At 61.8% G+C, this 18,425-nt stretch carries 13 protein-coding genes and 1 CRISPR repeat array; of the genes, 6 read left to right on the top strand and 7 right to left on the bottom strand.

The window, feature by feature from the left end:
- Window positions 1-174 precede the first annotated feature (174 nt).
- From Q1L50_RS01600 to Q1L50_RS01575, 6 genes are all read left to right on the top strand, one after another.
- Window positions 175-2,613, top strand: coding sequence for a hypothetical protein (locus Q1L50_RS01600; protein WP_300335406.1), 2,439 nt, complete (start codon window positions 175-177; stop codon window positions 2,611-2,613).
- 166 nt (window positions 2,614-2,779) lie between these two features.
- A complete protein-coding gene (locus Q1L50_RS01595; protein ID WP_300335404.1) occupies window positions 2,780-3,676 on the top strand; it encodes an RAMP superfamily CRISPR-associated protein in 897 nt (298 codons plus the stop codon).
- Window positions 3,677-3,686: 10 nt separating this feature from the next.
- Window positions 3,687-4,097 carry a hypothetical protein gene (locus Q1L50_RS01590; protein WP_300335403.1) on the top strand — a complete coding sequence of 137 codons (411 nt, stop codon included), beginning with the start codon at window positions 3,687-3,689 and terminating at the stop codon, window positions 4,095-4,097.
- Between the two features lie 6 nt (window positions 4,098-4,103).
- Window positions 4,104-4,892, top strand: coding sequence for a hypothetical protein (locus Q1L50_RS01585; RefSeq protein ID WP_300335402.1), 789 nt, complete (start codon window positions 4,104-4,106; stop codon window positions 4,890-4,892).
- Window positions 4,893-5,111: 219 nt separating this feature from the next.
- A CRISPR array of direct repeats spans window positions 5,112-7,180; the repeat unit is 36 nt; unit sequence GTCCATCACACCTGCCCGCTGACAGGGCTTTGTGAC.
- A 196-nt stretch (window positions 7,181-7,376) separates the two neighbouring features.
- Window positions 7,377-8,387, top strand: a complete 1,011-nt coding sequence (locus Q1L50_RS01580) for a hypothetical protein (RefSeq protein ID WP_300335401.1) — start codon at window positions 7,377-7,379, stop codon at window positions 8,385-8,387.
- Window positions 8,384-10,150 carry a hypothetical protein gene (locus tag Q1L50_RS01575; RefSeq protein ID WP_300335400.1) on the top strand — a complete coding sequence of 589 codons (1,767 nt, stop codon included), beginning with the start codon at window positions 8,384-8,386 and terminating at the stop codon, window positions 10,148-10,150. Before Q1L50_RS01580 ends, Q1L50_RS01575 begins: the two co-directional genes overlap by 4 nt.
- A 39-nt stretch (window positions 10,151-10,189) precedes the next feature.
- On the opposite strand, the gene Q1L50_RS01570 is transcribed toward Q1L50_RS01575, so the two are convergent.
- From Q1L50_RS01570 to Q1L50_RS01540, 7 genes are all read right to left on the bottom strand, one after another.
- On the bottom strand, window positions 10,190-12,136 hold the full coding sequence (locus Q1L50_RS01570; protein WP_300335398.1) for a hypothetical protein: 1,947 nt from the start codon (window positions 12,134-12,136) through the stop codon (window positions 10,190-10,192).
- A gap of 77 nt (window positions 12,137-12,213) precedes the next feature.
- A complete protein-coding gene (locus tag Q1L50_RS01565; protein WP_300335397.1) occupies window positions 12,214-13,419 on the bottom strand; it encodes a hypothetical protein in 1,206 nt (401 codons plus the stop codon).
- Window positions 13,416-14,177, bottom strand: coding sequence for a hypothetical protein (locus Q1L50_RS01560; protein ID WP_300335396.1), 762 nt, complete (start codon window positions 14,175-14,177; stop codon window positions 13,416-13,418). The genes Q1L50_RS01565 and Q1L50_RS01560 overlap by 4 nt, the downstream gene beginning before the upstream one ends.
- A 544-nt stretch (window positions 14,178-14,721) precedes the next feature.
- Window positions 14,722-15,459, bottom strand: coding sequence for a hypothetical protein (locus Q1L50_RS01555; protein ID WP_300335394.1), 738 nt, complete (start codon window positions 15,457-15,459; stop codon window positions 14,722-14,724).
- A 97-nt stretch (window positions 15,460-15,556) separates the two neighbouring features.
- Window positions 15,557-17,299 carry a hypothetical protein gene (locus Q1L50_RS01550; protein WP_300335393.1) on the bottom strand — a complete coding sequence of 581 codons (1,743 nt, stop codon included), beginning with the start codon at window positions 17,297-17,299 and terminating at the stop codon, window positions 15,557-15,559.
- A gap of 283 nt (window positions 17,300-17,582) precedes the next feature.
- Window positions 17,583-17,747 carry a hypothetical protein gene (locus Q1L50_RS01545; RefSeq protein ID WP_300335392.1) on the bottom strand — a complete coding sequence of 55 codons (165 nt, stop codon included), beginning with the start codon at window positions 17,745-17,747 and terminating at the stop codon, window positions 17,583-17,585.
- On the bottom strand, window positions 17,744-18,175 hold the full coding sequence (locus Q1L50_RS01540) for a hypothetical protein (protein ID WP_300335391.1): 432 nt from the start codon (window positions 18,173-18,175) through the stop codon (window positions 17,744-17,746). The genes Q1L50_RS01545 and Q1L50_RS01540 overlap by 4 nt, the downstream gene beginning before the upstream one ends.
- Window positions 18,176-18,425 lie beyond the last annotated feature (250 nt).

Raw genomic sequence — 18,425 nt, 5'->3', positions numbered from 1 at the left:
CATATAAAATTTTACATCCGTATCAAGGGGATACATACTTTGCCTTGTGCTCGCCTGACGCGCAACCGGTTTCTGGGTCCGCCGATCAATTTATGCCAATGGCGCGTTACGTTGAGAGCATTGGTGTCAGACCCGTTGCTGAGGACTGGGGAAGTTCGACTCGCGACATTGGGGTTGATCCGCATCATGACGCAGCACGCGATCGTGGTACTTGCCGAATGGATAGCGCTCCAACCGAAGCGTTCAGATCGTTCGTGTCCTGAATTCACTGACGTCGCAACGGCTACTAACGGAATCCTGGCTGAGCTTCTCGGGAATTATTTGCTAACCGCAGAACGCGCTGGATGGAACAACGTCGCAACGACGCTTTTTGGTCGAATGCATGCTACCGACGCCGTTTTCGAGATGGTTGAACGACGCGATCCTAATCTTGACGACTTGTTTAGGGCTCTCGTTCGTAGTCGCAACGAAGGTGCGGAAGGACACGGCCTCCCTGGCAATTGCATTCGCGAAGTGGACCTCGCATTACTTCGCATCACCTTCGAAAGACTGAAACCTCTTTTTCCGGATGTTCTTGAGCGAAGCGACAAATTGGTGTTCAGCCGCAATAGTGTTGAAGCACCGCGGCCCATCACAACACTTCGTCTATATCATGGCAAACCCGTACTCATGAGAAGACTGCTTCCGGCGCGTGCGGGAATTTTGCGCATCGAGGGTCAAGCCTGGGTCAGCGCAACGACTAGCGCCTCCATCTCTTTCGAGGTGAATGATATTCGCGTTGGCCTGCCGCGATGTAACAGCCCCAGTTATTCAACGGAATATTCAACTGTCTCATTGGTTTGTTTGCCCGAGAGGCTTGCAGCGTCAGACGAGTTTACAGGAAGGCAGCAAGAACTCCTAGATCTCACCGACTGGGCGGACGACGACGATTCTCGCGCATGCCTTGTCTATGGCGATGGTGGAATCGGCAAAAGCACTTTGGTTCTGGAATTTGCCCACCGATTGCTTGAAGGGAGACTTCCTGAACTCAAGTGGCGACCGGATATAATTACCTTTTTTTCCGCCAAGAAAACCCGGTGGGGTATCAATGGGTTGGAACGTCTGAACGCAGAGAGTATAGGAGTCCTGGATGTGGTTCGGCATATCGCCGTGTTACTGGGACAAAAAGAACTAGGCCCACACTGGTACAAGAATGATGAGAAAACTGCAATTGATCGGCTCGCCGGCGACTTGAAGATTGCATTCGGAGTTGATCGAAGATCACACTTAATCATACTCGACAATACCGAAACGATGATCGAATCTGTAGCGGAGAAACGGCGACTAGCAGAAGGCATCGGGCTATTGGCGAAAAGGATAGGAAGGGTACTCGTCACGTCGCGACGGGCTGAGGTCATTGAGGCCCAACCATTGCAAATTGAGCCTTGGAGTGACGACGAATCTGCCGATTATCTTCGGAAAAGAGGTTACGCTCTCCTTTGCGAACCGATCAACCGGTCTGGTTTGGCCAGTTTGAAATCCTATGGACGAAAGCTAGGCAACAAACCTCTCATTTTGGAGGCATTCGTTCAGGCCACGAAAGCGAATGGATCAGGAATGGAGGAGGCTTTTCGCTACGTGCAGAAACTTCAACGTGAAGAGTTGGGGGCTTTTCTTTACGAAGATGCATGGGAGCGATTCCCGGCTGAACTCAAGCATCTACTCCTTCTCATGACTCGAGTCGCGGACTTTCACGACCACATTTCACTAGGGCTTTGCTGCGCGAAGGTCGGCGTAACGGCCATGAATGCTGACGATGCCATTCGGGAGAGTCGAGGAATTGCGTCTCATGCGGTCTACTCGGGAAGACCAGAAATTGTCTTCAATTCCGAGTTCATGCGGTTTTGTATGAATCGCACAATTGAAGTCGGTGGCATCCAAAGACCAGCGCCACAGGATGCAGACCTGATACAAGCTGAATATCGCAACGTTGTAAGAACGCAGGGATCGCCTTCCGGGGCTTGGTCTCTCATAGCGCTGCGGAGTAGATACGCCCGTCGCGCGTGGAGATGTTTTGAAGCAAAAGAACGAGACGAAGCAATTGAATCATTCCTAATGGCGATTAAGGAAGATGGTGACAACGGGTTTCTGCGCGCAAAATATGCACTGGCTTTATGTACCTACAGAATGTACGTTGAAGCGCTCGAGCAAGCCAATTTGGCGATTGAGTTCGAAGCCGAGAACGCGGAATGCTGGTTCATAAAGTCGAGAATAGAAATAGATCGCGGCGATACGCATGCAGGTATGGCCAGCATCGACCGTGCCGAGAAATACGGCAAGGACAAGCACTTCTGCGACCTGCTACGCGCTCGTGCTTTGGTGTTTTGGAAGGACTCAATTCGTATTAAAACAACGGCGCCTGCTAGATACGTAACTAAGCCTAGCGGCGAAAAGATGACAATCGACGAGCAAATCGTAGAGGAAACCATCACAATTGACGTTCCCGAGAGAAAGCGCAGAGCCCGGGCTTTGCTTGCAGGGGTCATGAAATCCGGCGTGGCAGAAGGTAATGACCTGGTCGAGCTTCGACGTCTCGAGTCAGAGCTTTCCTCCATCAGGTATTCGGACTATTAATAATTTAACGGCGCCAAACGTTGTGAGTACTGGAGAGCATCTCAGGCCAACAAGCTATGGCATGCCCACCTGCTGATCTGAGTAAGGTTATTTCACTAGAAGCCGCAGCGTTTGCTTAATTAAGCAATCGTCGTTTGAAAGAAAGTCGATATTTTCTGGAGACCGTATGAAATCGCACCCGCTCTATCTCTACGCGCTCGACCCGACCCACATCGGTGCCGGCGGCTACCGCATGGGCCGCGTCGACCTCACCATCCTGCGTGATGCGGGCAGCAACCTGCCGAAGGTGCCAGGCTCGTCGATCAACGGCGCGACACGCTCGGCGGCGATCTATTCGCTGCCGGAGGGCGAACGGCAACGCGCCATGGCGTATGCCCGCGCCACCATCGACGAGAAGAACAAGAAACATCCGCACAAGGGCGGCGAAGACCCGGTCGCGCGCATCTTCGGCTATGCCGAGGGTGGTGACGAGGGCGAATCGCGTATCGGCGCGGTGTCTTTCCGCGACGCCGAGATCCTGGCTTTCCCGGTGCCAACGATGCTCGGGCCGCGCTGGGTGACTACCGCGCACCTGCTCGAGCGCGCCGGTTGCAGCAAGGTGCCACGCCCGGCCAGCGAGGAGCAACTGATCGCCCAGGCCGGCGCCGCCGCGCCCAGGCGACTGAACCTGGGTTGGCTGCTGCTGGCAGCCGACGCCAGGGAGATTCCTTTCCCGGAAACGGCGAAAGGTTTGCCGGTGTTCGAGCACATCAGGGAGCGCCTGGTCGTCGTCCACGACAACCTCTTCCCGGCGATCGTCAACTCCAACCTCGAAACGCGCACCTCGGTATCGATCGACTTCGAGACCGGCGCGGCGGCGGATGGCGCGCTATTCACCTACGAAGCGACGCCGCGCGGGACACTGTTTCGCGGCCAGGTGGACCTGGACGACGGCCGCTTCCCGGATATCGCCCCGGCGGCCTTGCCGCTGCTCGAAAAAGCGCTGAGCCTGGCGTGCACCCTCGGCCTCGGCGCGATGACTACGCGTGGCTTTGGCCGCATGCAGTTCGCGCTGGTCAAGTGAGGAGAATGCCATGCTGAACCTCGAACCCCTCGCCGCACAGGCGGCCAACGAAATGGCCGGGCACGATTCGAAGCGCGCCAACGATGCGGAGAACATCATCACCAAGTCACTGGCCGTCCTCGCCGAGCAGGGGCTGTATGCCTTCGGCCTGTTCCTCGCCACGCGCAAGCGCGAGCAGGACAAAATTCCCGCCCAACGCATAGACCAGGAAGCGCGCCGGCTGCTACAGACCACCGGACTGGCCAGCGCCGACCAGACACGCGCACCGGACATGCCGAGCTTCTACCGCAGCCTGACCGCTGCACAGCCAGGCGAATCAGCCGCCGACGCGCTGCGCCGAATCCTGCTTTCCAAGCAGTTGCTGGAGACGACGCTGACCTACGGCCGCTACGCCGCGAAGGCGCTGAAGAACGGGGACTGAGACGAGATGAGCACTCCAGCGACCTTCGCCAGCTTCTCTCTCGAACTGCTCTCGCCGCTACACCTTGGCAGCCGGCGCGCCGGCGTGGTGGCGCAGACCCATCGCCATGCGCCGGGGCACCTCTTTGTCCATGCCCTGGCCGCGACCGTCGGCGCCGCGCGCGGCGGATCGCCGCGCCACTTTGTCGACGCGCTCGACGAACTCATGCACCGCTATCGCTTTGGCCCCGCCTTCTTCATCGAGGGCGATCGACGCCTCGACGACGCCGAGGTCGAGCGCCTGCTGCTGGCCAGCAGCCACCACGTTACGCTCGACGGCGCCAGCCGGTCGGCAGTCGAATCGGCGCTCTTCGAGGTCGAACAACTGGTCGTCCCGATCGGCCGGCAAATTCGCTTGTGCGGCGGCGTCTGGTTTGACGAGGACCTCGTCGACGCGTGTTCGCTGCAGCATTGGCTGTCGGCCATGCGGCTCGGCGGCGAACTGAAGATCGGCTTCGGCCGCGTGCGCTGCGACGGCTGGCAGGCGGGCGCCGTACGCTACCCCGGTGTTGCAACCGCCGATGGGGATGGCGTACTCTTGTCGGCCGGCGAACTGCTGCCCGGCGCCGCTGTCGACGGCGTCGTCGGGGTCCCGTTGCAGCCCTGGATGGGTCGCCGGCATGATCCGAAGCTAGGTTTTGGCCGGCGCCTGTCGCAGGCCGTACTGGTGAGAATGAATGGTCGCAGCGAACACGATGCGCGCTTTCTGCCCGGCAGCACCGGTGCAGCTACCGGGTGCTGGCAAGTCGCTGCCTGATGGGCCTGTTTTCTCGGCTGAAGACAGCTCGTATTCTTTAACAATTCGGCCAGTAGAAGAAGACACTCAAGACCGGGATGTTCACCCCGCTGTAAGGCATTGATAGATCACAGGAGAAGTTTTCCGATGGATGATGGACGCATTTTCTGCCCGATTTTTGACCCCGTTCACCTTTTCCACCCCGGAAAAGCAGGCGGGGCAAGGGTTTCAGAAGGCACTGTCCATCACACCTGCCCGCTGACAGGGCTTTGTGACGTGCCCCCGAAAGAGCGTGTGATGAATGCTACTGACCCGTCCATCACACCTGCCCGCTGACAGGGCTTTGTGACTCACTCAAGGCTGGGTGCTCGTAATGTTCCCACTCGTCCATCACACCTGCCCGCTGACAGGGCTTTGTGACACACCTACGGTGCCCCCAAACGACCTTGTGAGGAAGTCCATCACACCTGCCCGCTGACAGGGCTTTGTGACTCCCAGCCGTCCCCGTCCCTGTCGTACCAGAAGGTGTCCATCACACCTGCCCGCTGACAGGGCTTTGTGACTTGAGTCTGCTGGTCAGCAGACTGCCCCAATACTCAGGTCCATCACACCTGCCCGCTGACAGGGCTTTGTGACAACTGGTCCAACTGGAACTGGGTGGGCTCATATGGCGTCCATCACACCTGCCCGCTGACAGGGCTTTGTGACGGCCGCTGCCCAGTGCAAAGTGGTCCAACTGGAACTGGTCCATCACACCTGCCCGCTGACAGGGCTTTGTGACTACCAGTCGGTACCGAGGATAGGGGCAACACCTAGGGTGTCCATCACACCTGCCCGCTGACAGGGCTTTGTGACTTGATGAGTTTGTGGTTGTGGTCCAGGCCGTATGCCGTCCATCACACCTGCCCGCTGACAGGGCTTTGTGACCTGGCGGCAACCGATTCGACGACGGTCGAAACACGAGGTCCATCACACCTGCCCGCTGACAGGGCTTTGTGACTAGAGGCCCCGGACTGGGACGAAACCCCGACGTGTGGTCCATCACACCTGCCCGCTGACAGGGCTTTGTGACAACCCCGCGGTCAAGGCTGCAAGCCCGGTATAGGCGTCCATCACACCTGCCCGCTGACAGGGCTTTGTGACGAGACATGTGCAGACACTGGACCTTGAAAGTTCCGACGTCCATCACACCTGCCCGCTGACAGGGCTTTGTGACATGACGCGCCAGATGGCTCTGCCGATCGCCATCGTCGTCCATCACACCTGCCCGCTGACAGGGCTTTGTGACTCGAGATAGTCGGCGATCAGCACGTTCTGTGCCGCGTCCATCACACCTGCCCGCTGACAGGGCTTTGTGACGTTTGCAGGGTTCTATATCTAAATTCTGCTGCTTCATGTCCATCACACCTGCCCGCTGACAGGGCTTTGTGACATGGCCTGCTCCAACTGGCTGGCGGTGGTAAACTTGTCCATCACACCTGCCCGCTGACAGGGCTTTGTGACGCGGCGGACCTCACTCCAAAGGTCCGAGCAATGTGGCGTCCATCACACCTGCCCACTGACAGGGCTTTGTGACTTCAGCCGCGCCCCATGCGACCGCCTGCTCAATGCTCCGCTCCATCACACCTGCCCGCTGACAGGGCTTTGTGACTCCAGCTTGGCCGCTTGGAATGCAACCAGCATGGGCGTCCATCACACCTGCCCGCTGACAGGGCTTTGTGACCTGCTACCGCGGCCCGGGCGACTGTCTCGGGGGTTGTCCATCACACCTGCCCGCTGACAGGGCTTTGTGACAGGACCCTCATGGATGGTCCAGTGGTTCGTCTGGTATGTCCATCACACCTGCCCGCTGACAGGGCTTTGTGACGCCAGAATCAATTTTCCGATCTGGCCGCCGATCTCACGTCCATCACACCTGCCCGCTGACAGGGCTTTGTGACATGAATTTGGCGCTCCCCGTCAGTCCCGGAACGTATCCGGTCCATCACACCTGCCCGCTGACAGGGCTTTGTGACTCGACCAGCTCGGCGGAACTCTCAAAATCGGGATTGTTGTCCATCACACCTGCCCACTGACAGGGCTTTGTGACCCGCCCATTGAGGCGCGCGCCCCGTCCTTTGTCTGGTCCATCACACCTGCCCGCTGGCAGGGATTTGTGACAAGACTGGTGGGAGCTGGTTAACATCCCCGATGAAGTCCATCACACCTGCCCGCTGACAGGGCTTTGTGATTTGCCGTTCGGCGTCCCGGTCTGGAAGATGCATTGCGCTCGAGTCCATCACGCCTGCCCACCACCAAAGATCCGTCCCCTGCTTTCTAGAGAGGTAGGCAAGTTCCCGCACGACGCCAATGGCTGTGGCAAAGCTTCTCGTCGTTCAGGCGCCGACGACGCCGGTTTTCCATCTGCTCTGAGAATGGCGAGAACGCGCGCAGCGCAGTCGGATCAAGCAGCTGCCCGACCTGATTCGCTGTCTGGATCAAGACCACCAATGAATAGCGACCAAAATGACTCTCAACAATACGACACAAGGGCACTCCCGCCCTCCTTCTACCGCGAACCTGTGGCTTGCCATCGGTGACGAAACCGGGCGCTTCGAAGACCCGCGGTCTTCCGGCCTGCACGGTGTGGGGCTGATTCTCGCCCGTCCTGCAGCGCTCGTCGCGGCGCTGAACGAGAACCTTGCTGGCAGGACAATACGCGGTCGCATGGACTCGCCGGTGGAAGGGCTCGAGAACTGGCTGCTCGCGCCAGGGGCAACAAAGGCCGACGAACTCAGGAAGCATCACGTGCGCGAGGCTTGGCTCTACCTTCAGGATGGCAAGAGAATAACGGGAGAAGTTGCGCTTGATGCGACGCACAGCGATCGCGTGCTGACGCACCTGCTGGCCGTGTTTCGCTGGTTGGCAGGGCATACCGGAATCGTGTCGCTCGGCATCCATGGCAGTGGCCACGAAGTCATGACCGATTTCTCGATGGGTAGCGATCCGATGGCCGCCATTGGGGCTCTGTACGGCAGAATCCTCGCGCTGGTGAAGCCGTTTCTCGGTTCATCGCCAAGAATTCGAGTTCTTCCCGGGCGCCGCTCCGAGAAGATCAACGCCGCGTCGATCCTGCGTGCCGGACAAGACGTACCGGGGCCTGCATTGGGCGGCCGGCAGACAAGCAGCAAGACTGGCGGCAACCGCGCTCTCCTGGAAACAATGGAGAGGCAATTCTGGGAAACGCTTGCGACAACGGCCGGTCGCTGGCCTTTGCCATCCAGCGCCACTGCGCGCCAGATAACGTTTGCCGGCTATATGGACGGGGCGGCATTGGTCAGCGCGCTGGAGAGAGAAGACGCGCAGGCGGCCAGGCTGATTCGCGACGACGAACGCCGCTTGAACAACCTGGCAGACCTGGCGTGCAGCTTGATGGCTGCCAGCTGCGATTCTGCCGAGCGTGATCTGCGCATACGCTTTCCCGACCCGGTCGGTCCCAATGTCCGCTTCTTCGCCGCGAGCGAGGTGATGACATGAGCCGCTGGTGCTTTCAGCTGCGTCTCGACAGTGGCCTGGCTCTCTTCGCCGGGCAAACCGTCGACCTGGCGTGGCACGCGGACGGCCCGCGCCCGCAGATCGACGTGGCGTCGACTGCCGCTGGCGATCTGCGGAGCGACGCCGGGTGCGACGTATTGCTGCACGCTTTGCGGGCACAATCCTTCTCGGTTTCAGGCCAGGGCGGCGAGGTCGGCGTCGTGCCGACGCCGTGGAGCGTCTGGGTCAGGCCTGGAGCGCTGCCTTTGCCGACAGAGCTGCTGGCGGCCGAACTGGCGATCGAGCTCTGCTTGCTGCCGGCGCGGGAAATCAATGACCTCGATGCCGCGAGACTGGCTCTGGACGCGCGTCGTGCGCATCTGCCGGCAGACGTGCGCGAGGCCATGGCCTACTGGTTGCTCGGGTCGACGCATCCACTGGGCGGCCGACCGGACTTGAAGAAATCGTGGCGTAGCGATACCGACGAGGTGTTGGTCAGGCGCTCGCCGGACTGGACGAGCCGGCGCTGCCCACCAGAACCCTTGCTGGCTGCGGCACAGCGTCTGCTCCAGGAGCTGACGCGGCGGCGCCACGTTGCGGTAACACTCGCCGACTACGACGAGCTGGTGGTTTCTCTCGGTGCCGAAACAGCGCCGCTACCGGAGGCCTTTCGTCAAGCCATCTGGTGGGAGGCCGCTTATCAGCTGGCTGCTCGTGGCCTTCATCGCGAAGCCGATGAGGCGACTCGACGCTACCGGCAAGCGTGCGACGATCTGCTGAGGCGTCTGCCGGGACTGGCCGAAGGCGATATTCCCGGATTCGGCGTCAGCATTGGGCAACGTGCGTATTACGCCGGCGAGTTTCGCATCGCGCTCGACGCATATCGAAAGGAGTGGCAGTCCGGGCCCGAGCAGCACCGTTCGCGTCTGCAGCGCCTGATCGCCAATGTCTTGACCGATCTTGGCGCACTCACCGCAGCCAGCAGGCTGGCCAGCGAGGCCTTGATCGACCAGGAGGTCGCCGGCGACCCGGAAGCCTACAAGACGCTCGGCCGCTGTGGAGAAATCGCCCTTCGTTGCGGCGATCTGGAGCGTGCCGCCGATTTCTATCGGCGATCGCACGAAGCCCAGCAGGCTTTGCTGGGTGCTGGCGTGACCGGGCAAACGGCGGTCTACCGGGGGCACGTGGCGCTGCTCGCCGGCAAGCTGGACGAGGCTGCCGCCTGGTATGTCGACGCACACGCCGCCGACGCGGCCAAGGATTCCCGGCTCAACGCCTACGCCTTGATGGGAGAGGTGGCACTGGCACTTCGCCACGGTGAGCATGCCGCTGCGATCGCGTGCCTCGATCGACTCGAGAACACCGACAGTGCATCGGTCAATGGCGATGCCCTGCCACGGGCCGTGGTCACGCTTGGCGCCGTCGCCGCCGGCGCTCCACGGGAGAAAGGCCGGCTGGCGATCGACACCCTGCTCAAGGACAACTACATGGCTGAGGCGCTGACGCTGCTGCCGCTGGTGCACCGGCACGTGGGGATGGCGAGCAAGGCGCTCAACCGCATAGCCGATACGCTGCGGCAATGGGACAAGGCGCTTCTGGCGATGCCGGAGATGGTCGGCGCGAGCGGGGATGGCGATCCGACACCGCAGGCTTTGCTCGCCGCGATCGCCGAAGTCAGGAAGCGTGACAGTTGGCAAGCGCTGGGCCCGTTGCGCGCACAAATCTTTCCGACAAATCTGATCGCAGTGGCCGAACCGGCCACCTGAGCGACGCTTGCGCGCCACCGTCAACGTCGCGAGGGCTTGTCAAAGCGGCATTACGCCGAGCCGCGCCGCGCTTGCCGGAAGCTCGTCCGCATCGCTTTCGGTTTTTTCTCTCGCTGCCGCTTCGGCCAGGGTTTCGGTAACGTCAGTGACCTCGCTCAGTTCAGCGAGGATATGCTGACGCCGCTGCTGAAAGCGTGCCAGGAGCTTGCAGCGCTTGCTTTGCCGATCTGAAAAACCCGCAAGGGACGCGGCTTCGAGAAAGTAGCGCGCTCGCTCCAGGGCGGCCAAAGCGCGCTCGAGACTCTCGCGCGGCGCTGCACATTGCAGATGTAGATAGACGATTGTGTAGGCCCATGGGCCGGGGTCATCATCGCTGAGCCGGTCTTCGGCATGACCCAGCCAGCTTCGGGCGATAGTCAATCGCGCCGAATCCCGAGACTCCCGAGACGCCCAGGCGTGAGCAGCGAGCGCTCGGAGCAGATAGGCGATGGTTTCGTTGCCATGACCGACGACGTCTTGCGGAGTCACGCTGGCAAGTCGCTGCGCACCCTCGTCAGCGAAGTTGGCCGCCACATCCTCGGAGACCTGCCCGGCAAGCACTCCCCAGGTGGCCAAGTAGAGTTGCCACGCCAGTTCGCGTCCAGTATCGACCGGGGCGCATTTGCGTTTGGTGGTCATGAAGTCGAGCGCAATGCGCATCTGGCCGCGGCGTGCTTCCATCCGCGCAGCCCAGTCGAGGCGCTTGAATTCCGCCATGAAGCGCTCGCGCGGGTCATCCCACAGGCAGTCTTCATGACGCTCGATGATTGCCGCGGCGCTTTCTGGGAGATCGAGGTCGATGAAGAGGTTGGCCAATGCGCCAAGAATCTTTGCTCTCTCCGTGACCGGCAGCTCCGGGATGCCGAGGCCAAGCGCCAGATACCTGGCCATCTGGACATAATTGCCGACTCGGCGTGCGGCGGCTGCCAAACCCCGGATCGCCTGCGGCGACCGGGAATCGCCAATCGCTTCGGCCAATTCCCGCATCGCCGGATGATGGTGTTTCTCGGCAAGCCAAAGGAGCGGTGGCCACATCCATGCGCGCGTTAATGGCCATGCGTGCGGCGACACGGCGTGTTGATGCGCTGCCAGGAATTCGTCGCGCGTTGTTTCGTCGTCGAGCGGTGGGCGGCGCCGATTGCCGTGCGCGTCGTCCCAGCTCAGCCTGTTCCATGCGGCGCACGGCGTCGAGTCGATGTCACATTCGCCCCAGATCGTGAGCGTACGGGAATTGGGCCTGGCGCCGAGCGCGCGCTCCGCTCGCCCCAGCCAGGAGATGCTTTCATCGCAAGCACGGCTGGCAAGATAATCTTCGAGCAAGGAAGCCGTTTCCGGCGCCGAGAGGTCGGACGTTGCCGCGATGACGCTGCGGCACCCCTGCCTCAGCAGGCGCTGAGCCAGCTTGTCCATGGCGCCGTCGACGTTGCAGGCGAGTAGCCAGATGCGCTCCGGCATCGGGTGGGCAACAGGCAGATCGAAGACGCATCCATCAGCATCGACCAGTCCGTACGCCCGGCCATGGGCGATGATCAACAGCTCACTGGCAGCACTCATCTGCTCCTTGAGAAAGGCTGCCCGGCAAGGGCGCAGGTGGCCTGACCGAAGCCAGGGCTGCAGGCGATCCATGAACGAGAACTCTGTCGGCGGAAACAGATCCAGGAAGCGCGTGGCGTCCCCGACGCGGCTTCTCGTGTGGCCCCAGACGGCATTGCGCACAACCAGCAGCTGTGAGGATAGAGGTCGTCCGGACAGCTGCAGCGCTTCCCATCGCAGCTGCAACCAGGACGCTGGCAGGCTCGGTTCGAGTAGCAGGAGGCCGCGAGAATGGGGATCGAGTGACGGCAGCGCCGTAGCCAGTTCCGGCAGGAATTCCTCTACAGCTCTTGCATCCGCGGCCAGTCGCGGAAGCGGAATGGTGTGATGGCCCTCGCGATTGAGTATGTGCAACACCGCGTTGTCCGCTGAGCAGATCGCGCTCCGCAAGGCGACGAACGGCCGAGCAGTCTCCACGGTCGAGCTGCCGACTATGCCAATTCCTTGAGCGCCAGTTCCAGCCGCCTGCCGCTCGCCGTGACCAGCACGAGTGTGGTGCTGCCTTTATCCCAGGCGATCGTATCGGCCGCGCCGGGCGGCAGGTCAACACGCTCTTCGACCTGCGAGCCTTTCCGGATTTCGACGACGAGCGACTCCGTTCCGAGGGCGGTCACTTCCATCCGGCCATCGCCTGCAGCGGTCAATTCGTGAATCCGTAGTCGTGCGACGTCGGGCCAGGAAAGATCGGGAGCACCAGCAAGGCCTTCACCTCGCATGGCCACCGCGACTCGTGGCTCGGGAAGCAGGATCTCCGCGGCCCTGCCGGCGGCGGCAATCAGGCGATTGAGCAGCGCTCCCACCTGGCCGGCCGGAAGCGCTGCCAAAGCGTGCAGCGCCAAACGAGCCGGTTCGCGAATCGCCTCGGCGGCTGCGAAGTAGAGCTGCTGGTAGCGATGCCTGGCGTCGTGCTCATTCCCCAACGGGCTGCCGGTAGTGACGCGCAAGCCTGCTGAAGTGTTTCGCGAAGCCACCCGCCCTGGCCAGGAGGGGACATCGACCGGTGGTTCCGCCGCCACGAAGTCGGCGGCCATCGTGCGCACCGCCTGCAGGCGCGCTGGCGACAGTTGCCCGACAACGCGCGCAGCCATCGGCAAGTAGAGGCGCACGGGGTTCCATAGCTGCACCATCCCCGCTTCCGGGTCGAAGGGCGCATCCTGTTCCTGGAGCACGAAATCCCACCAGCCGGCATAGTCCGTTTCGGCAGACACCAGCCAGCCGTGCCAGACGGCCGGCACTTCAGCCGGCGCATCGAGAAGGACGCACAGCGGCACCAGCATGATCGCGTCGAGCTGCCCCGGTCGTGGCGTGACGATTCTTTCCGCCAATACGATCTGGCCGGCTGCTGGAAGGGGCGCGGAGGCGAGTGATCGTGCGGCAACACGACGCTGGATCAAGTCCTGAATCGCTTCCGGGATAGCCGGCGTGGGCATGAGCTCGTCCGGCGGTGGTTGTTGTGATGCTTGTTCATTGAGGAGATCGGCGTGGTACTCGCGCCATTCCGGCGAGGCACGTACGGCCGCGCTGATGGCAGGCGAAGTCTCGCCGCGTTCGGTCGCTTCGATCAGGCCTTCAGCAACGCCGAACAGGCGACGCTCGACAAACTCAATGGGCGGGGAGAGAGGGAGTTGCTCTTTCATTCGGCAGCCTCCTGCTGTTCTGCCCATGTCAACGCTTCAAAGCAGAGGATCTTCAAAGCCCCGAGGAGGAGGCCGCTGTTCTCAGGGCGAAGTTCGATGCCCAGCGAGCCAAACCAGCGGCCAAGCAGCGTTCCTGCAAAGCCTGCGATGTCGCCACCACGCCAGTTGAACCCCAGCTTTTCCGCCTTGTAGGCTTGTGACTTGATGCCCTTGCGTTTGGCCAGGTGTACCAAGGGCTCGGAGCGCGCCGCGTCGGGGCAGTTCGAAAATGCGACAAAGACCGGCACCCATTCCTCGCTGGCAAGGAGCCACGCTCTGGCCGAGGCCGCCACTTCAACTGGCGGGAAGCCGGCTTCTGCCAATTCGGCCAAAGAATCCGTGCCAGAGGTTTCGGCCTCGGGTGCTTGGTCCAGAGACGGGGGAGACTCGCCTTCCGGATCATGCTTGTCGCTGACTTCCCTCCCTTCCCTCGACCGCTTGCTGCGAAGAAGATCCCGCAAGTAGTTCTGATAGTAGACCCGCAGCGCGCCGACGTGGTCGCACCGGCTCGAGAGGTCGAGGCGCAACACCTTGTCCTGAAAGAACTCCTGGATGTAAACGTTGCGGTCTTCTGGCAGTCCGGCCAACTCGCGCGGCTTGTAGTTCATCAGCACGGTCATCGCGATCTCGTAGAGCCGCGTCCAGCCGGCCGCATCAAGATCGCGCCGGCGACACCACAGCTCACGCAGTTCGCCATCAAGCGGGTGGTTTTCGCTCATGCTTCAGTACCGCGACTTGAGCCACGCCAATAGCTCGATACGCGCGGCTTGTGGCATGACGCCAATCTTCCCCCTCAGCCGCCCGCCTGGCACCACCTCGTAACGACAGCAGGCAAAACTGCGGCGACCGTCGGCTGCGCGAGACCACATGACTCGCTGTTCGTCGAGCGCGAAGAAGTCGGGTAACCCGGTGCTGTCTTTGGTCGTACACGGAAGAACGACGAAGCGGGGACCATCACTCCGGATTGCTACCACCGGCCGATGAACGTTCGGTTGTCGACGGTCACTACCGAACATCAGCGCAGCCTGGTCGCACACATGGACAAAGCCGTCGGCCTTGCCGGCCTCGATGACGGAATCCGGCAAGACATCGACCTGACGAGCTCGAAACATGGTGTCCCCCCAAGAAGCAGCATGTCGGAATGTAGGTCGACAGCATACACGCGGCGCGTCACGCCGTCTGCTTTGGAAATGCTCCCGTCGGGCTTGGTACTGGTGCGTCACAACAGCCTGGCTTCCTCATTCGGCACCCTGCCACCGCCCGCTAGTTGCATAGCAACATGTCGCCGATCTTCTGGCAGGCTTTGCCATCGTTCCGGAACATCGTCCCCCCGCCGCCACTGTTATAGCGATTTCCCACGTTATCCCAACAGCCGCCACGGTCACACCACGTAATGGCTGCCGGTCGAGGGCGCGGTGGTGGTAACGGTTCGGGTGGCACATCGCCACCGTGGCAGATGGCGATCTGGCGTGCCTTCACTTTGCCGGCTGCTCCCGTTCGTTCCACGTTCTTTACGCAGTCGCTCACCGCGCTTTCCGATGTGCCGGTGACTCGCTGGACAGAGCCGGCGGTACGGCAGGCGGTGATCATTTCCGCTTTCAGCTTCTGGGACCCTGCCTGACGCTCAACGTCCCGGATACATATGCGAATTCTTTCAGCGTCCGCCGCTTCGTTGTTCGCGGCAGGCGTTGGAGAAGTGAGCTGTGGCTCCGACTGTCGAGCGCTTGAACGACTGGCCTCTGGTGCGGCGTTCAGCGCGGCGGCCGGTTGTTGATCCAGTGTCGCCGCTTCGTCTTGCATTTGCCGTACCCTTTGCTGAGCCTCGTACTGCTGCTGCCGGGTCACAGGCATGCGATCAGGCACCACTTTCGAGGCGTTGGCGGACTTGCACAGCGTGTCGGAAAACTGCACCTTGCCGTCTGGGCCCTTGCACTTGTAGACCTGAGCATCAGCGGCACCGCCTGCGGCTGCCGCCGCCAGCATGAGCAGATACTTGAGCATTCCGAGCCTCCATCGAGTTGGAAACCGCCAATGTATGTGATCCGTCGCGCCGCGCCGAGGGTGCTCTTCACATACCGCCATCAGACCACATTTCGCTTCAAGACGAACCCCCATCGCGTGGCGTTCGCCTGGCTGGCGTCGTCTCCACGAAGTCCCGCTCCATGGCGATCACCACCCGTAGCATCAAGTCCGCCCGGTCGACCATCACGTCCAGCCTCTCTTCCAGCTGCCGGACTGCTGCCGCATCCCTTTCCTCCTCTTCCCGGCTAGCCAGTTCGGGAGCGTCTGTCCGTCGTGCTTGAGCAGGCGGCGCCTGGTGCCACAGGTCGGTGTAACGTTGAGCAATCTTTTCGTCGAGCCCGATCAGGGTACCGGTGACTGCTCGGTTGCACGCAGCGCGAATGGCGATCGGCCGCCAGCCGTGCTCCTCGCAGACGATCCCGATCGTCGCCACGGTCTTTCCGGCTGCATTGGCTACGCTGAACAGGCGCACCTTCCCCGCTGCACATGGCGCCAGGTAGCTGTCCACACAATGATGCTGACGCAACGCCTCTCGGCGCACCTGCCAAACGCTGGTCAGCGGCGTGACGACCCAGCCGTCGGCATGCGTGACGCCAAGCACCGAGCTCCACGCCAGGACCCCGAGTTCCGCTGCGGCTTCGACCGCGAGCTTCCATTCGGCCGCACGGCGAGCCAGGTGCCGCCAGCCAGCCTTGATCTGGCTGCTGGAGAGAGTCGGGCGCTCGCTGTCCAGCCAGGTCGTGACGTCGACCAGATCGTCGCTGACGAACTGCGCCAGCGATCCGGCAAGACGGCGCCGCTCGGCCTCGGCCAGCAGGATGCGCACCACCGGCAGGGGCAGGCGAACACTACGGAAGAGCAGCGTAGGTCCCTCGCCGGTATCGAACGCGTCGTGCAGAAACAAGCGCCGGATCGCCGGTGCCATCGGCGTCGTCCGGCGCAGCGCCAGAAGGCAACGCAACCACGCCGTCAGCTCGTACACTCGCTGGCCGAAAGCATCGGCCGGGCCGATCCAGTCCCGGATATGGTGGAAGTCCTTCTCCGAACCATTGGCCAGCAGACGCCAGCCGGCTGGCGTGACCTGGCGGCTTTCGATTTCACCTTTCATCCAGGCGATCGGTTGACCTTCCGGCATGTGCAGGCCTTCGTCGAGGAAGAAGGTGAGCAGCCAGACGAGCCGCGGGCTCTCCTTCTGCACCTGCGCATACTGCAGCTTGTAGCGCAGTGTCCGGTTGTAGAGGAGATTGCAGACGTTCCGGTTGTCGTGCCGAGGACGACCCGCCCTGGCCCAGGCCAGGATTTGCGGATCAGGCCGGATCGCCTCACGCAGTGCGTAGCGCAAGCGCTGCCAGTAGACGCTGCGACGCAGCGACCGCCACAGTTCGCTCTGAAAGGAGATCAGGAAGGCCTCGGCACCGTCTCTGTCATCCGGGTCTTGCAGGCATTCGCCGAGCACCATCCACCAGCGACAAAGGTAGTGTTCGAGAAAGGCGCCGTTCGGCCGCATCGGGAGATCAATGTTCCACAAGTAGTCTGCGTCGATGAAGCTCGACCGACCTGCAATCTGGGTGACATGGGTGAGCTTGACCCGACCGCTGCGCTTGATGCGGATGTAGCGCACGCAGCCCAGGAATTCGGCAATGTGGTGGGCACGGGTGTCGGTGACGACGATGGGCTTTTCGAGGCGGGCCAGCAAGTCGTCCCAGACGACTTCCAGGGCACGTTCGAGGCGTTCGGGCAGCAAGGCACGGGGATGGCGCGCCAGCAGCGTCGTGGCGCGTGGGGCGTGTATCGTCTCCCGCAAGAAAGTGGCAGTCATGTTGTTTCTCCTGTTTAGCCGCGGTGTCGAATGACGGGGGCGGCAAGTCGGCCTAAATCTCCCCGGCCCGCAAGGTGGGCCAGTCCATGAGCTTGTTCGCAGCTCTCGGGCGCACCGGATGCGCCTGCTGCTACCGGAGGCGCTCCAGCAGGCGCTCAAGCTGGTCGACATCCGCCGGCGTCGGCTGGGTGAAGTGCCAGTTCCATTTGCCGCTGCAGGCGTTGAGCGGTCCGCCGGGGATGATGTGTGCGGCGGCGCGCGGGTCCTGGCAGCGGCTGTGCAGTCAGGTGTCGAAGGGATGCAGGGAGAGCAGTCCGGCACGGGTCCAGAGCTGGTAGTCCAGCGGCTGCGCATCCGGCGCGTGGGACGGGTGGGCGCCGATACCGTCCAGCATGTTGGCGACGGCCGCCTGGAAATCGAAACGGGTCTTGACGGCGGCCACATTCATGATGTCACCTCGTCTGACAGTTGAATGTTCGCGGGCTGCTGGATGGCTTGCAGCAAGGCACTGACCGCTGTCCTCTGCAGGGTGGCGACAGCGCTTTCTGTCAGCTGCTGAATTTCGGCGAGCCATGCCGCGGTCGGTGCCAACGCCAGCCATTCGTCGAATGCGTGTTGATCGTGCGGCTGGAGGGCGAGTTCGCCGATCCAGGCCAGCGTCACGCCGGTGGTTGCCCAACCGTTGCCGGTCCAGGACAGAATTACCAGGAAGTCATCGAGCGGCGCCGGGCGGCTGAACGTGCAGGTGGCGCGCCAATCGCCCTTGGTGATCAGTTCCAGGAGCGGGTCAGCCCAGATACCCAGAAGCTTGCCCGAGGGCAGGCAGACTTCGCGGAAGGCGTGCGGGTGATGCGCGGAATGTGGCAGTCGGTTCATGGTCGTTTTCCCTACCCCTGATGATCCGGCGTAGCCGGCTTCCAGGGGTGGCGAAGCGAGCGACGCTTTAGCAGCATTTCTTAGTCGCCCTGCAAGTTGTCATTAACTCGGCGACGGGGGCCGAAGCCAATGCTCTCAACGTAACGCGCCATTGGCATAAATTGATCGGCGGACCCAGAAACCGGTTGCGCGTCAGGCGAGCACAAGGCAAAGTATGTATCCCCTTGATACGGATGTAAAATTTTATATG

The sequence above is a fragment of the Accumulibacter sp. genome (genome assembly GCF_029255145.1).
GTDB lineage: Bacteria > Pseudomonadota > Gammaproteobacteria > Burkholderiales > Rhodocyclaceae > Accumulibacter.
The sequence above is the reverse complement of the archived record's forward strand: the minus strand, read 5'-3'. Positions and strand labels throughout refer to the sequence as shown.

Excerpts from the sequence above, each read along its gene's own strand:
- Q1L50_RS01595 (WP_300335404.1), top strand. The coding sequence starts at position 2,780 with ATGAAATCGCACCCGCTCTATCTCTACGCGCTCGACCCGACCCACATC.
- Q1L50_RS01590 (WP_300335403.1), top strand. The coding sequence starts at position 3,687 with ATGCTGAACCTCGAACCCCTCGCCGCACAGGCGGCCAACGAAATGGCC.
- Q1L50_RS01585 (WP_300335402.1), top strand. The coding sequence starts at position 4,104 with ATGAGCACTCCAGCGACCTTCGCCAGCTTCTCTCTCGAACTGCTCTCG.
- Q1L50_RS01580 (WP_300335401.1), top strand. The coding sequence starts at position 7,377 with ATGACTCTCAACAATACGACACAAGGGCACTCCCGCCCTCCTTCTACC.
- Q1L50_RS01575 (WP_300335400.1), top strand. The coding sequence starts at position 8,384 with ATGAGCCGCTGGTGCTTTCAGCTGCGTCTCGACAGTGGCCTGGCTCTC.
- Q1L50_RS01565 (WP_300335397.1), bottom strand. The coding sequence starts at position 13,419 with ATGAAAGAGCAACTCCCTCTCTCCCCGCCCATTGAGTTTGTCGAGCGT.
- Q1L50_RS01560 (WP_300335396.1), bottom strand. The coding sequence starts at position 14,177 with ATGAGCGAAAACCACCCGCTTGATGGCGAACTGCGTGAGCTGTGGTGT.
- Q1L50_RS01555 (WP_300335394.1), bottom strand. The coding sequence starts at position 15,459 with ATGCTCAAGTATCTGCTCATGCTGGCGGCGGCAGCCGCAGGCGGTGCC.
- Q1L50_RS01550 (WP_300335393.1), bottom strand. The coding sequence starts at position 17,299 with ATGACTGCCACTTTCTTGCGGGAGACGATACACGCCCCACGCGCCACG.
- Q1L50_RS01545 (WP_300335392.1), bottom strand. The coding sequence starts at position 17,747 with ATGAATGTGGCCGCCGTCAAGACCCGTTTCGATTTCCAGGCGGCCGTC.
- Q1L50_RS01540 (WP_300335391.1), bottom strand. The coding sequence starts at position 18,175 with ATGAACCGACTGCCACATTCCGCGCATCACCCGCACGCCTTCCGCGAA.